We start from the raw sequence: 15,684 nt of genomic DNA, 5'->3' as shown, positions 1-15,684 counted from the left end.
GTCACGTGCGACCGCACCGAAAGGCCGGACATATGGAAGCAAGCGATCCGATCAAATTTTCCGTTCAGCCCTTGCAAGAGGGAGCCGTCCACATATGGATCTTGAGCGCGCCGTCGATATTGCCGAGCAGGGCCGCGCCGACGCTGTTGGCTCCTGTGACGTTGGTCGCACCGCGCAGGGTAACGTTGCCGCTCACATCGCGGGCGACGACGCCATAGCCGTTGTCGCCGGTGACATTGATGGTGCCGCTGGTGGACAGGTTTCCGGCAAGCGCGCTGTCGATGCGGATGCCCGCCGACTGGTTGCCCTTGATCGAGATGGTGCCGCTATGGTCGATGGACCCGGTATGAGCGGCACCGCCCTGTACCCAAATGGCGTTGCGGTTGCTGCCCTTGGCGAAGGGGCCGTCCAGATCGCCGTCATTGTCCGTGTCGGTCGGGGTGTAGTTTTCCGTCAGCGTGATGGTGCCGCTGTTGGCGATGGCACCGCTTGTGCCGGGCGTGACGAGGATGCCGGTCGCATTGTCGGCGTCGTTGATGGTGATCGTACCCGCATTGGTCACCGCATGATTGCTGTCCATCGTGACGGCGGTGCCGCTCGTCAGAGTGATGGAACCGGCTGAACTGACGGTGATGCTGTCCGGGTTGCCGTTCGCGGCGGTGGATGTCCTGACTGCGGTCGTGGTGGACGATCCGATCGTGGTTTCGGCCTGGGCATGGCCGAGGCCGATCGCCGCCAGCGCCGGGGCGATGGCCGTGCTGGCCAGAAAATATCGCATGATGTCTCCTCTGGGTCTCGCGCTGCATGCGTTTGCGCGCGTTACCGGAGGGACGGTGCCGACCCGTGGCTCCCGTCACGCTTTGTCGAGGAAGATCGGGCTTCAGAAGGCGAAGTCGATACCCGCTCGCAGCGTGCGTGGGCGCAGCGGCGTTACGTAATCGGTGCGCAGGTCGAACGGAGTGCCGAGCGAGAAGCGGTTACCGTCGCTGTCGAACAGGTTGTTGAGCGACAGCGAATAGCGAACGGGGCCACGGATCAGCCCCGCGGAAAGGCTGGTGTCGACATAGTCGCCCTGCTCTCGTCCCAGGATCGGCCCCACGCCAAGGCGCGACTTGCCGACATAGCGGGCGGAGGCCGAAAGGCTGACATCGCCCAGTTGCCCAAGCGACGCGCGATAATCCGCCGCCAGCCGTCCGCCCAGCCCCGCGACGTTGGGCAGCCGCAGCGAGCTTCCTGCGTATGACAGGGTGCGAACGAAGTCGGTGGGCCGGGTAAGGCGGCTGTCGTTGAATATGACGCTGGCGTCCAGCGTCAATGCCGGGACGGGGCGCAGCGCGAGGCGGCCTTCCACGGTGTAGATGCGCCCATCGCCGATATTGGCTGTGGCGGGAAGGCCGATGCGGTCGGTCACGTCGGCCTGGATATTGCGCCAGTCGGTATAGGCGATGTTGGCCGATGCGGCGAACAGGTCGCGGCCCGGCACGCCCTTGCGCACGCCCGCCTCCATCGTCGATACGCGGTCGTTGCGGTATCGGCGGACGCGTTGGTCATCCACTGCGAGGCCTCCGGGTCGGAAACCTTGCTGGAAGCGCGCATAGAAGGTCAGGCCCGGCACTGCGTCCGTTAACAGCGATGCGGAAGGCAGGAACGTCGTTTCCGTTCGATCCGACTGCGCTTCGGCGCGGGCGATATCCACCGAGGACAGTTGCGCCACCGGACTGAGCGCGCGGCCCGACAGATTGCTGACGGTAAAGCGCCCGCCCACCGTCGCGATCAGGCCCTGCACCGGCTCGAACGATGCTTCGGCGAACAGGGTCGCTTCCCTGATCCTGTTGCGGACGCCCGTGGCCGACGCAGGCATCCCGCGGCCGAAGATCGGCACGCCGGGAATGATCGCCAGCTGCTCGGTGGGCATCGTCCATTCGTTCGGCGACGGCCCGTAGCTGGTCAGCGACCGTCGCAGGCTCGACACGCTTTCCAGATAGGTCGCGCCCAGTATCCAGCCGAGCCCGTTGTCGAGATCGCGCACCAGGCGGTTTTCGGTAGAGAAGATGGTGACGCGGTTGGCCTGACGGAACAGGGCGGGCGATCCCTCGCGCTGTGTGGCGTCGTAGCTTTCGTCGAGGTCGTGCCGGACATAGCCGGTCGACGAAACGAAACGCAGGCCGTCCCACTGCCGCTCGACCCGGACGTTGCCCAGCAGATAGTCGGACGAATAGGGTTGCGCGACGGAGGATGCGCGCTCCAGCCGGCCCACCGACCGCGTGGAATATTGCGCGTCGTCGCCGTCGATATGCTGGTAGACGGCGTTCAGGTCGACGGTCCAGTCGGCGTCCGGTGCAAAGCGTAGCGCGGCGCGCCCGCCATAGGTGCGCACCCGGTTCACGTCGCTCTTGTCCCGCAGCACGTCGTCGATATAGCCGCCGTCCTGTATGCCATAGCCCACGACCCGTAGCGCCACCTTCTCCGGCACGACCGGCACGTTGAGCACGGCGGAAAGGTCGCCGCCCGGTGCGCCATGCTCGGTGACGCTTCCCCCCACGGATATTTGGCCGCCGAAGATGCCGAGGTTCGGAGCGGTCGGCATGATGCGGACGATGCCGCCCAGCGACCCGGCTCCATAGAGCGTGCCTTGCGGCCCTTCCAGCACTTCGACCCGGCTGACATCGTAGAGTTTGAGGTCGGGATCGGGCGCGGCGTAATTCAGGCGCATGTCGCCCAGATACTGGCCGGTCGTCGCCTGCGTCGGTCCGGCGACACCCGAATCCGCCATGGCGCGGATGAACAGCTTGTTGCGTCCGGCACCGGCATGGGTGGAACTGAGCGCGGCGACGCGCGACAGCAAGGTGGCGGAGCCTGCGACTCCCTCCGCCGTGGTGAACAGGCTGCTGTCGAGCGCCTCCACCATCCCGGCGTAGCGGGGCAGAGGGATGTCCCGCTTTGACGCGGTGACGACGATGTCGGCGGGGGCTTGGTCCGGTGCGGGGGCCATAGTCCCTCGCGCCGGGGCGGCCCCGCCAATGCCGTTGCGCCGCGCGCGAACGATCCGCCAGCCGTTCTTTCCGGCCCGCTCGATCGTTGCATCGCTGCCTTTGACAAGGGTCTTCAGCGCGGCTTCCACCGGCATTCGCCCAGCGATGGCCGGAGTGGGGATCGATGCGAGCGATTGATCGGAAAGGCCGATATTCGCGCCTGTCTGGCGACCGAGCGCGACCGCCGCCTCGCCCAGCCTGCCGGGGGCGATCGTGATGGATTGTCTGTCCGCCCCTGAAGCGGGCGATGCGACCGCCACGGCGACCGCGAGGATGGGAGCGGCGACGGAAAGGCGGTCAGCTCTGCGGCCCATCCCCCTCTTTCATGTCTTTCAGCAGCCACCTATTACCCTGCCGGACGGCGGAAAGGCCCATCAGCGGCGCGGCTTCCCCGAAGAAGCGCCCCGGATCGCGGTCGAGCCGGATCGTGCCGGTGAATCGCGTAGCGCTCGCTACGGGCGTCACGTCAACCGGGATGCCCAGTGAACGGGCGGCGTCCCCCGCCACCTGCGCGACGGGCGCGTTGACATAGATCAACTGCCCATGCCGCCAGCTGGCGACCGATGCCGGAGCCACGTCCATCACATGCAGGCCGCTCGCATCTTCGGCCAGCCCGCGTCCGGCGGGCAGCGCGATTGCCTCCGCCTTCGGATTGTAGATGACCTTGCCTTCCGACACGCCGATCCGCGTCGCTTCGCCTGAATGAACGATGTTGAAGACGGTCCCGGCGTCCTCGAAAACGGCGTCGCCCACTGTCACCCGGAAGGGGTTGGCGGCGTCATGCCGGACGGTGAACGCGGCTTCCCCGGTATCGAGCGCGGCGAAGCGACTATCGTGCCGGTCGAAGCGCATCGTGGTGCTGCCGTTCATCTCTACCCGGGTGCCGTCGTCCAGCGCGACGGTGCGGGTTTCGCCCGGACGGGTCGTGACGCTGTAGATATCGCTGCGGTTCGAGACAGCGAAGGAGACAGCTGCAACGAGTATCGCAGCGATCCCGCCAGCCGCGACCCATCGTGCCGGGCGACGCGCGGACCGTTCGCCCGCATCGTTGGCGGCGACTGGCATAGCCACGGGCTGCGCGGGGATGAAGCTGTCCATCTCGCTGTCCGCGTGCATCATGGCATCATAGGCCCGGGCGTGCGCGGGATCGGCCTCCAGCCACAGCGTGAAGGCTTCCCAATCGGCAAAATCGGGGTCGCGGGTGCCGATCACCCAACCCAGCGCCTCCTCGTTCATCATCGCTCCAGCCCCGTTTCCATCTTGCCCCTTACGCCGTCAGACGCCGCCGACCGCGTCATTCCGTATCCCATTTCTGCTTGAGCGCGATCATCGCGCGATAGGCTTTCTGAAGATCCTTTTCGACTGTGGTCAGGCTGACGCCCAGTTCCTCCGCGATCGTCTTCTGTCCCACGCCTTCGATGCGGAAACGGCGGAACACCATCTCGACCCGGGGGCCTAGCGCGCGCAGGATGCCGCGTGCCTGATCCAGCTTTTCGTCGATGATAAGGCGGTCGTCGATCCCTATGTCGTCGGCGGGATCGGCCATCACGCCCCCCGCACCTTCCGCCCAGTCCTGCTCGCGTCGGCCCCGCCGCGTGGTCGAGCGATAGCGGTCGAGCATCAGGTTGTTCGCCATGCGATAGAGATAGGGGAGGGGGTCGGCCACCGGGCCCAAGTCCTTGGCCTCCAGCTTTATCCACATGTCCTGAAGCAGATCCTCCGCATCCTCGCCCGCGCCGCGCGCACGCAGAAAGCGCAGGAGGGCGGGGCGGCTGCTCATGAAGATCGCGGAGAGGCCGGTGGCCATGCCTGTCATCTCGTCCAGTTCAGCGGGTTGGCCCGGGTTGCCATAGAACCGCGCGGGCCGTCTTGGCAATCGGCAAGCGGTTTACGCGGCCTGCCCTCTGCTCTAGCCATCGGGTATGACCTCCACGCCGAACACACGCCGCCCGATCCCCATCACCGACCGCGTCGCCGCCCGCGCCGCCGGCATGGACGCGGACCGGCTCGACGCGCTGGTGGACGATCTCGACCGCCGCTACATTGCGACCGGCAAGTTGCCGCATATGCAGATGATGATTTCACGCGATGAGCAACCTTTGCTGTCGGTGGTGCGAGGCAGGGCACGGGACACGGGGGAGCCGCTGCGCGAGGATGCGCTCTATCGCATCGCGTCGATGACGAAGCCGGTCACCTCCGTCGCCTTCATGATGCTGGTGGAGGAGGGGCGGATCGCGCTCGATACCCCGGTGACGGAAGTGATCCCCGAATTCGCCGACCTTCGCGTGGGCATGGCAGACGGCCCGCGCCCCGCCCGGCCCATGCAGATGATCGACCTGCTGCGGCACACATCCGGCCTGACGTACGGATTGCAACGGCAGACGCCCATCGATGCGCGCTATCGGGAACTGGGGCTGGACGAATTCCAGCAGAAGCGCACGTCGGACGGCTTCATCGCCGCCCTGGCCGCCCTGCCGCTCGAATTTTCGCCCGGTGAGCGCTGGAATTATTCGGTGTCGACGGACGTTCTGGGCGTGATCGTCGAACGGCTGGAAGGCTCCGATCTGGAAAGCGTATTCCAGCGGCGCATACTGGGCCCGCTCGGCATGGTAGATACGACATTCATGCTACCCGATGCCAAGGCGGACCGGATGACCGATGCCTGGAGGCTGGACTGGGACGGCGGCGGCATCGTCGTCGCCGACCATGGCGCGCGTAGCGGATGGCGGCGGACCGGCTGTTTCCACTCGGGCGGCGGGGGGCTTGTGTCGAGCGTGGCGGACTATCACCGTTTCGCGCGGATGCTGTTGCGGGGCGGCGAGCTCGACGGCGTGCGGCTGCTGAGGTCCGAAACCGTGAGCGCCATGCGGAAAAACCAGCTGCCTGGCGGCGGCGATCTCGCCGGCCTGTCGAGCTCGATGTTCAGCGAAGCGGACTATCAGGGTGTGGGTTTTGGCCTGGGTTTCGCGATGGGGCTGGAGGACGGCGAATATTATTGGGGCGGGGTGTTTTCGACCTATTTCTGGATCGACCCCGTTCACCGGCTGATCGGCATCTTCATGACGCAGCATCTTCCCTCCAGCACCTATCCCGTGCGCGCGCAGTTGCGCCACGCGGTCGGGCAGGCGACCCTCTCCCCTTGACCCGAATGACCGGAGAGGATGACGCGCGGGGATCGCAAATCGGTGCCGCACGTTATCCTTGCTGCGCTGCAAAAATGGCAATGGTCTGGAAAGGGAGGCTGTGCCATCATCGGTCCGTTCATCTAGGGGGATATTGTCACTCATGGACCTTCAGGGGCAAACCGCGTTTCCCACGCCCAACCCGCGCCCGCTCGATCCCGACATCCTTGCGCAGCAGATCGTCGAGCGCCTGACTTACCGAATGGGCAAGAATGCCGCCGCGGCCAAGCCGCACGATTGGCTGCATGCGGTCATCATGGAAATCCGCAATCGAGTGATCGACGCATGGATCGCCTCCACCAAAAAGACGCATGAGGAAAAGGGGCGGCGGGTCTATTATCTCAGCCTCGAGTTCCTGATCGGTCGCCTGATGCGCGATGCGGCATCGAACATGGAGATGCTGGACGCGGTCCAGTCAGCCTTGCGCAAGCTGGGCGTCGACATCGATATCATTGCCGCGCTGGAACCCGACGCCGCGCTCGGCAATGGCGGCCTCGGGCGGCTGGCGGCCTGCTTCATGGAAAGCATGGCGACGGTCGACGTACCCGCCTATGGCTATGGCATCCGCTATGTGAACGGCATGTTCCGGCAGGAGATTTCGGACGGCTGGCAGGTGGAGCTGCCCGAAACCTGGCTGACGCACGGCAATCCGTGGGAGTTCGAACGGCGCGAGGCGAGCTATGAGGTCGGCTTCGGCGGCATGGTCGACCCGGCGGAAGGTGCCGATTGCGGTCCGCACCAGATGCGCTGGCGACCGGGCGAGCGGGTAATCGCCACCGCCTACGACACGCCGATTGCGGGCTGGCGGGGCAAGCGGGTAAACACGCTGCGTCTGTGGGAAGCACAGCCCATCGACCCTATCCTGCTCGACAAGTTCAACGCGGGCGATCATCTGGGCGCGCTCGCCGACAGCAACCGGGCCGAAGCGCTCACCCGCGTGCTCTACCCCGCTGACAGTTCGCCCGCCGGGCAGGAGTTGCGGCTGCGGCAGGAATATTTCTTCTCTTCCGCCTCCTTGCAGGACATCGTGCGGCGGCACGTCCAATATCATGGCGATGTCCGCACCCTGCCGGACAAGGCGGCCATTCAGCTGAACGACACCCATCCTGCCGTGTCGGTCGCAGAACTGATGCGGCTGCTGGTGGATGACCACGGCGTCGATTTCGACGAAGCATGGGACATCACGCGCCGCACCTTCAGCTATACCAACCACACGCTGCTTCCCGAAGCGCTGGAAAGCTGGCCCGTGCCGCTGTTCGAGCGGCTGCTGCCCCGGCACATGCAGATCGTCTATGCCATCAACAGCCGCGTGCTGGGCGAAGCGCGGCGATCCGGCCAGTTCGCGGACCCTTCCATCGGCGCGATCTCCCTGATTGACGAGGGCGGGGACCGGCGGGTGCGGATGGGCAATCTGGCGTTTGCCGGGTCGCACAGCGTCAACGGCGTGTCGGCCCTGCACACCGACCTCATGAAGGAAACCGTGTTCGCCGACCTTCATCGCCTCTATCCCGGGCGGATCAACAACAAGACCAACGGCGTCACCTTCCGCCGCTGGTTGATGCAATGCAATCCGGGCCTGACGGCGCTGATTCGCGACGCCATCGGTGACGCTTTCCTCGACGATGCGGAAAAGCTGCGCGACCTTGACCGCTTCGCCGACGACGGCGCGTTTCGCGACCGTTTCCTCGCGGTCAAGCGCGCGAACAAGGCTGCGCTCGCCGCGCTGCTGCGCGACCGCGTCAACGCCCGGCTCGATCCCTCTGCGCTGTTCGACATCCAGATCAAGCGCATTCACGAATATAAGCGGCAGCTGCTGAACATCGTGGAGGCAGTGTCGCTTTACGACCAGATCCGGTCGCACCCTGAAAAGGACTGGGTGCCGCGCGTCAAGCTGTTCGGCGGGAAGGCGGCGTCCAGCTATCATAACGCCAAGCTCATCATCAAACTGGCGAACGATGTCGCCCGGACCGTCAATCACGACCCGTCTGTGCAGGGGATGCTGAAGATCCAGTTCGTCCCCAATTATAATGTGTCCATGGCCGAGGTGATGATCCCCGCCGCCGATCTTTCCGAACAGATTTCGACGGCGGGCATGGAAGCGTCGGGCACCGGCAACATGAAGTTCGCGGTGAACGGCGCGCTCACCATCGGCACGCTCGACGGCGCGAATGTCGAGATGCGCGACCATGTGGGCGAAGACAATATCGTGATCTTCGGCCTCACCGCGCAGGAAGTCGCCGCCCGCCGCGCCCAGGGATACGATCCGCGCGCGGCGATCGGGCAGAGCCGGGAGTTGGCGCAGGCGCTGGATACGATTGCAGGCGGCGTGTTTTCGCCTGACGATCCCGATCGCTACAAGGGGTTGGTGCAGGGCCTCTACGACCATGACTGGTTCATGGTGGCGGCGGACTTCGACGCCTATTCGGCTGCGCAGAGGCAGGTGGATGCGCTCTGGCTCGATCAGCAGCTATGGGCGAAGAAGGCGATCCACAATGTCGCCCGGATGGGTTGGTTCTCGTCCGACCGTACGATCCGCGAATATGCCGCCGACATCTGGGCGATCCCATGAACGAAAGCGAAACCTGAATGGCCGACAACGCGCAGTATGACCGGCTCGTTCGGGGGGAAGACAACGATCCCTTCGCCACGCTGGGCGTCCACCCCGACGGCAAGGCGTTCATCGCGCGCGCATTCCTGCCCGATGCGGTGAGCGTCCGCGCGCAGGCGCAGAACGGGGAAGAATTGGGCGACCTTGCGCGCATGCATGAGGCGGGACTGTTCGGCGGGCGCGTCGAGCTGCTGGAGCGCCAGCCGTTGCGTTATATCGCAACCTACGCCGACGGTGCGCAGTTCTCTTCGATCGATCCCTACAGCTTCGGTCCGGTGCTGGGGCCGATGGACGATTATTATTTCGCCGAAGGATCGCACGGTCGCCTGTTCGACAAGCTCGGCGCGCATGCGATGACGCATGAGGGGGTGGAGGGAACGCACTTCGCGGTCTGGGCCCCCAATGCACGGCGTGTGTCGGTGGTCGGGCCGTTTAACCGGTGGGATGGGCGGCGCGCGGTGATGCGCCGTCGCTCGGACGCGGGCGTGTGGGAGATTTTCCTGCCCGAGGTGAGCCCCGGCGCACCTTATAAATATGAGATTATGAGCGCGGACGGCGTCATCCTGCCGCTGAAGGCCGACCCCTTCGCGTTCGAGGCGGAGTTGCGCCCATCCACCGCTTCTGTGGTCGCGCCGCCAATGGCCCATGATTGGGGCGACACGCGTCATCGCGCGCATTGGCGAGATGTCGATGCGCGCCGCCAGCCCGTTTCCATCTACGAAGTCCATGCCGGATCGTGGCAGCGCGCCGACGATGGCGGTTTCCTGAACTGGGACGAGATGGCCAACCGCCTCATTCCCTATGTCGTGGGCATGGGATTTACCCATATCGAATTCCTGCCGATCAGTGAGCATCCCTATGACCCCAGCTGGGGATACCAGACGCTCGGCCTCTACGCGCCGAGCGCGCGGTTCGGCGATCCGGCAGGCTTTGCCCGCTTCGTCGATGGCGCGCACCGGGCGGGAATCGGCGTTCTGCTCGACTGGGTGCCCGCGCACTTCCCGGTGGACGAACATGGGCTGGCCCTGTTCGATGGCACCGCGCTCTACGAACATGCAGATCCGCGTAAGGGCTTTCACCCCGACTGGAACACCGCGATCTACAATTTCGGACGGCGCGAGGTCATGCAGTTCCTCGTCAACAACGCGCTATACTGGGCGGAGCGATTCCATATCGACGGACTGCGGGTCGATGCCGTGGCGTCCATGCTCTACCTCGATTATTCGCGAAAGCCGGGCGAATGGATTCCCAACGACCATGGCGGGCGCGAGAATGTGGAGGCGGTCGCTTTCCTCCAGCAGATGAACCGGGCGCTTTACGGCGCGCATCCCGGCGTCATGACCATCGCGGAGGAATCGACCAGTTGGCCCGGAGTTTCGCGCCCTGTGCATGACGGGGGCCTGGGCTTCGGCTTCAAGTGGAACATGGGTTTCATGCACGACACGCTGCGCTATCTGGCGCGCGATCCGGTGCACCGCGCCCATCATCATGACGATGTCACCTTCGGCCTTGTCTACGCCTTCAGCGAAAATTTCGTCCTGCCGCTCAGCCACGACGAGGTCGTGCACGGCAAGGGTTCGCTGCTGACCAAGATGGCGGGTGACGATGGACAGAAATTCGCGACCCTGCGCGCCTATTACGCGATGATGTGGGGCTATCCCGGCAAGAAGCTGCTTTTCATGGGGCAGGAGTTCGCACAGCGGGCCGAATGGAGCGAGGAACGATCGCTCGACTGGCATTTGCTCGGCGACGCGGCGCATGTCGGGGTCCAGCGACTGGTGTGCGATCTCAACAGGACCTATCGCGCGCATCCCGCGCTACATGCACGCGACTGTGAGGGGGAGGGGTTCGCATGGGTTCTGGCCGATGCCGCCGCCGACTCCATCTTCGCATGGGTACGCCGTGCGCCGGGCGCTCGCCCGGTCGTGGTCGTCAGCCATTTCACCCCTGTCCTGCGCCACGGCTATCGGATGCGGTTGCCATCCGGCGGGCGGTGGCGCGAAATTCTTAACAGCGATGCGCGGGAGTACGGCGGCGGCGGCGTGGGCAACATGGGCATGGTCCATGCCGACGAGGAGGGATGGGCCAACATCACCATTCCGCCATTTTCCACGTTGATGTTGGAACTGGACGACTGACCCTGCGTAGCCAATCGTGTGGGTACTGGAAGGAGAGGCCGAAATGCATCCGAAATATCAACCGATCGCGCGCGATGCGATGGCCTATGTGCTGGCGGGCGGGCGCGGCAGCCGCCTTGCCGAATTGACGGACAAGCGCGCCAAGCCTGCCGTTCATTTCGGCGGCAAGGCGCGGATCATCGATTTTGCGCTGTCGAACGCGCTCAATAGCGGTATCCGCCGTATCGGCGTCGCGACGCAGTATAAGGCGCACTCGTTGATCCGGCACTTGCAGCGCGGATGGAACTTCTTCCGCCCCGAACGAAACGAGAGCTTCGATATTCTCCCGGCCAGTCAGCGTATCTCGGAAAGCCAATGGTACGAAGGCACGGCCGACGCCGTGTTCCAGAATATCGACATCATCGAAAGCTATGCTCCTGAATATATGGTCATCCTGGCGGGCGACCATGTCTACAAGATGGACTATGAGCTGATGCTCCAGCAGCATGTGGATAGCGGTGCGGACGTGACGGTCGGCTGTCTGGAAGTGCCGCGCATGGAGGCGGTGGGCTTTGGCGTCATGCATGTGGACGAGGCCGACGCGATTACCGCATTCGTCGAAAAGCCCAAGGACCCGCCCGGTATCCCCGGCCAGCCCGACATGGCGCTGGCGTCGATGGGTATCTATGTCTTCCGCACGAAGTTTCTGATCGAACAACTGCGCCGCGACGCCGATACGCCGGGCAGCAAGCGCGACTTTGGCGGCGACATCATCCCCTATATCGTCAAGCACGGGAAGGCGGTGGCACACCGTTTTTCCAACAGCTGCGTCAGGGCGGAGAGCGAGCTGGAACCCTATTGGCGGGACGTGGGTACGATCGACGCCTATTGGCAGGCGAGCATCGACCTGACCGACGTGGTGCCCGCGCTCGACCTTTATGACAGAAGCTGGCCGCTATGGACCTATTCGGAAGTCACGCCGCCTGCCAAGTTCGTACATAACGAAGACGGGCGGCGGGGCGCGGCGACATCGTCGCTCGTGGCGGGCGGGTGCATCGTATCGGGGTCCTCGCTTCATCGCAGCCTGCTGTTCTCCGGCGTGCGCACGCACAGCTTCTCGTCCGTCACCGACAGCGTCATCATGCCCAATTGCGAGATTGGGCGGGGCGCGCGGCTGCACAAATGCGTGGTGGACAGCGGCATCATCATTCCATCCGGCCTTATCGTGGGCGAAAACCCCATGGACGATGCGCGGCGGTTTCGGGTGAGCGAAAATGGGGTCTGCCTCATCACCCAGCCGATGATCGACGCGCTTGATCGCTGACGGGCGGGAGCAGGGGCGCGTGTCGATCAAATTATTGTCGGTTGCTTCGGAAATCTATCCGCTGGTCAAGACCGGCGGACTGGCGGACGTGGTGGGCGCGCTGCCGGGTGCGTTGACGCCGCACGGGGTGGAAACGCGCTCGCTTGTGCCCGGATATCCGGCAGTGATGGCCCGGATCGGCAAGGGCAAGCGGCTCCACCGCTACGCCGACCTGTTCGGTGCGCCTGCCGCGATCCTGTCGGCGCAGGTCGATGGGCTCGACCTCTTCGTGCTGGACGCGCCGACATTCTTTGCGCGGGACGGCGGCATCTATGGAGATGCGGCCGGGGCTGACTGGCCCGACAATGCGCTGCGGTTCGCTGCGCTCTCCCGCGCCGGGGCCGATATCGCCGAAGGGCTGTTGAAGGGCTGGCGGCCCGACATCGTGCACGCGCACGACTGGCAGGCCGCGATGACCGCCGCCTATATGCGCTGGGGTTCAGGAGCGGGCGTGCCGACGGTCGTGACGATCCACAACCTGGCTTTCCAGGGGCGCTTTCCCGCAGGCCTTTTTCCCCAGTTGCGCTTGCCAACGGAGGCATGGAGGATGGACGGCGTCGAATATTATGGCGGCGTCGGATTCCTCAAGGCTGGGCTCGTGTCCGCCGACGCCATCACGACTGTCAGCCCCACCTATGCCCGCGAAATCCGGTCGCCAGCGGAAGGCATGGGCCTGGAAGGCCTGCTCGACGGGCGGGCGGACAGTTTGCACGGCATATTGAACGGTATCGACGGGGATATCTGGAATCCGGCGACCGATGCGCTGCTGGCGCGCCGCTACAGCGCCCGGTCGCTTGCCGGGCGGGCCGCCAATCGCCGGGCGCTGGAAAAGCGCTTCGCCCTCGATCACGACGCCGCGCCGATCTTCATCATCGTCAGCCGCCTGACGTGGCAAAAGGGCATGGACCTGATGGCCGACGCCGTCGACGCGTTGGTCGCAGGCGGCGGCAAGCTGGCGGTGCTGGGATCTGGCGATCAGGGGTTGGAAAGCGCCTTTGTCGCCGCGCAAGCCCGGTATCCGGGCAGGGTCGGGACACAGATCGGCTATGACGAGCCGTTGTCTCACCTGCTTCAGGCGGGGGGAGACGCGATCCTGATCCCGTCGCGATTCGAACCTTGCGGCCTCACCCAACTCTATGCGCTTCGTTATGGGTGCGTGCCCGTCGTGTCGCGTGTCGGCGGGCTGGCCGATACGGTGATCGAGGCGAACGAGGCCGCCATCGGCGCGGGCGTGGCGACCGGGGTGCTTTTCCAGCCGGGCGACGTTGCCGCTCTGGAGGCCGCGATCGCGCGCACGATCCGGCTTCATGCCGACAGGCCGCTGTGGCAAACGATGCAGCGTGCGGGAATGCGCTGCGATTTTTCATGGGCGAACAGCGCGGCGCGCTATGCCGCGCTGTACCGCTCGCTGATCGGACAGGCATGATGCCACCGGCTCAGGCCAAGCGTTTCACGGTCTGGTCGCCGCAAGCTGCACAGCTTTGGCTTTGCCTCTTCGATCCTGAGGATCGCGAAACCCGCGTGCCTATGCTGCGCGACGCCGAGGGCTTCTGGCATGTCGAGGCGGCGGGCGTGGGGCCGGGGCAGCGCTACGGGCTGCGCGCCGATGGCGACTATGACCCGGATCGGGGTTTGTGGTTCGATCCCGACAAATTGCTGCTCGACCCCTATGCCAAGGCCATAGACCGCCCGTTTCGCTATGACGCTGCCCTCGCCGCGACGCGCGGGACGGGCGTGGATACCGCGCCGCTCATGCCCAAGGGAGTCGTAACGACGCTTTTGCCGGACGTGCCCGTGGAAAAGCCGCGATTTGCGGCGGGCGGTCTTATCTACGAAGTATCGGTAAAAGCTTTTACGAAACGGCATCCCGATGTGCCGGATAACCAGCGCGGGACGATTGCGGCATTGGCGCATCCCTCCATCGTCGCCCATTTGAAGGCGCTGCATGTGTCCGCCGTCGAATTGATGCCGATCAATGCCTGGATCGACGAACGGCATCTTCCGCCGCTCGGCCTCACCAATGCTTGGGGCTATAATCCCGTCAGTTATTTCGCTCTCGACCCCCGGATCGCACCCGGCGGCATGGCGGAACTGCGCACCACCGTTGCGGCGCTGCGCGATGCGGGGATCGGCGTCATCCTCGACATGGTCTACAACCATAATGGGGAAAGCGACCGGCACGGTCCTACCCTGTCGTTGCGTGGCCTGGATGCGCTCGGCTATTTCCGCCATGCGGCGGACGGCAGCCTCATCAACGACATGGGCACCGGCAACAGCATCGCGTGCAATGCGCGCCCGGCGCGCCGCCTGATCCTCGATTCCCTGCGCTGGTTCGTCCAGAAAGCGGGCGTGGACGGTTTCCGCTTCGATCTTGCGACGGCGCTGGGGCGGACCGAGCACGGGTTCGATCCGGCGGCCCCCTTGCTGGAAGCCATGCGGGCGGACCCAGTCCTGGCGGATCGCGTCATGATCGCCGAGCCGTGGGACATCGGGCCGGGCGGATACCGGCTTGGGCAGTTTGGGGAGGGGTGGCTGGAATGGAACGACCGCTATCGCGACGATGTGCGTCGTTTCTGGCGGGGAGAGCCGGGGATGCTGGGCCGTTTCGCCACGCGGTTGAGCGGATCGTCCGATATCTTCGGCGGCACCGCGACGCGATCCGTCAATTTCATTGCGGCGCATGACGGCTTCCCTCTCGCGGACCTGACCGCGTTCGAGCAGCGGCACAATCACGCCAATGGCGAGGATAATCGCGACGGGCATGGCGATAATATCAGCTGGAACAACGGCGTCGAGGGACCGAGTGACGATCCTGCCATCGTCGAGGCACGCCGCCGCGACACCGAGGCGCTTCTTTCCACGCTGTTTCTGTCCCGCGGTACGATCATGCTGACGGCCGGGGACGAATTCGGGCGAACGCAGCAGGGCAACAACAACGCCTACGCGCAGGACAATGCGATCACATGGCTGGATTGGGACAATCGCGACCGGGAATTGGAACGGTACGCCCGCGATCTTGCAGCGCTGCGCGCCGCCAATTCGGAGCTATCCGCTGTGACGATGCTATCCGACGAGGACGTGGAATGGCTGGACGCGGATGGTCAGGTCATGACCGCCGCGCACTGGGAGGAGGGGGACAGGCGACGCGTCGTCCTTCGCTATCGCGGGGGAAACGGCCTTTGCCTGTGCGTGAACGGCGAAAAGGCCGCGTGCGAATTTCGCCTGCCGTGGGGCGTCGCGACGGTCCCGGGTCGAAGCCTGTGTGTCGTCCCTGCGGTTCCGGCAGGCGTTAGGACGCCCTGAGCCGTTGCGCGCGGCGCGAGCCCGCCTCACGCTGTTCGACCGAGAGGATTTTGGCCCGGGCCCGCGCGAGATCGCTGGC

Annotated in this window: 9 protein-coding genes and 1 pseudogene; 6 read left to right on the top strand and 4 right to left on the bottom strand. The window is 65.0% G+C overall.

Annotated features, from left to right (window positions below):
• Positions 1–97: 97 nt before the first annotated feature.
• The 4 genes and pseudogenes from DI606_RS11335 to DI606_RS11320 form a co-directional block, all read right to left on the bottom strand.
• Positions 98–778 (bottom strand): annotated as a pseudogene (locus tag DI606_RS11335) (autotransporter domain-containing protein); the annotation flags it as partial.
• 102 nt (positions 779–880) lie between these two features.
• Entirely contained in the window at positions 881–3,346 is a 2,466-nt protein-coding gene (locus tag DI606_RS11330) for a TonB-dependent receptor (RefSeq protein ID WP_293982877.1), read from the bottom strand.
• Positions 3,330–4,271, bottom strand: coding sequence for a FecR domain-containing protein (locus DI606_RS11325; RefSeq protein WP_293982874.1), 942 nt, complete (start codon positions 4,269–4,271; stop codon positions 3,330–3,332). Before DI606_RS11325 ends, DI606_RS11330 begins: the two co-directional genes overlap by 17 nt.
• A 55-nt stretch (positions 4,272–4,326) precedes the next feature.
• The gene (locus tag DI606_RS11320) at positions 4,327–4,839 is read right to left on the bottom strand and encodes a sigma-70 family RNA polymerase sigma factor (RefSeq protein WP_293982871.1); all 513 of its coding nucleotides are present in this window, start codon (positions 4,837–4,839) and stop codon (positions 4,327–4,329) included.
• 115 nt (positions 4,840–4,954) lie between these two features.
• On the opposite strand from DI606_RS11320, the gene DI606_RS11315 reads away from it, so the two are divergent.
• The 6 genes from DI606_RS11315 (at position 4,955) to glgX (ending at position 15,605) form a co-directional block, all read left to right on the top strand.
• Positions 4,955–6,175, top strand: a complete 1,221-nt coding sequence (locus DI606_RS11315; protein WP_293982868.1) for a serine hydrolase — start codon at positions 4,955–4,957, stop codon at positions 6,173–6,175.
• Positions 6,176–6,317: 142 nt separating this feature from the next.
• Complete coding sequence (locus DI606_RS11310) at positions 6,318–8,783, top strand: glycogen/starch/alpha-glucan phosphorylase (RefSeq protein ID WP_293982883.1); 2,466 nt, start codon at positions 6,318–6,320, stop codon at positions 8,781–8,783.
• 17 nt (positions 8,784–8,800) lie between these two features.
• Positions 8,801–10,960 (top strand): 1,4-alpha-glucan branching protein GlgB, encoded by a 2,160-nt coding sequence (glgB, locus tag DI606_RS11305; protein ID WP_293982866.1) that lies wholly within the window; start codon positions 8,801–8,803, stop codon positions 10,958–10,960.
• A 43-nt stretch (positions 10,961–11,003) separates the two neighbouring features.
• On the top strand, positions 11,004–12,263 hold the full coding sequence (gene glgC / locus DI606_RS11300; RefSeq protein ID WP_293982863.1) for a glucose-1-phosphate adenylyltransferase: 1,260 nt from the start codon (positions 11,004–11,006) through the stop codon (positions 12,261–12,263).
• 19 nt (positions 12,264–12,282) lie between these two features.
• Entirely contained in the window at positions 12,283–13,728 is a 1,446-nt protein-coding gene (gene glgA, locus DI606_RS11295) for a glycogen synthase GlgA (protein ID WP_293982880.1), read from the top strand.
• Entirely contained in the window at positions 13,725–15,605 is a 1,881-nt protein-coding gene (gene glgX, locus DI606_RS11290) for a glycogen debranching protein GlgX (RefSeq protein WP_293982860.1), read from the top strand. Before glgA ends, glgX begins: the two co-directional genes overlap by 4 nt.
• Positions 15,606–15,684 lie beyond the last annotated feature (79 nt).

Source organism: Sphingobium sp. (assembly GCF_003248505.1).
GTDB lineage: Bacteria > Pseudomonadota > Alphaproteobacteria > Sphingomonadales > Sphingomonadaceae > Sphingobium.
Note: the sequence above shows the minus strand (reverse complement) of the source record. Positions and strands in the feature narration are given on the sequence as shown.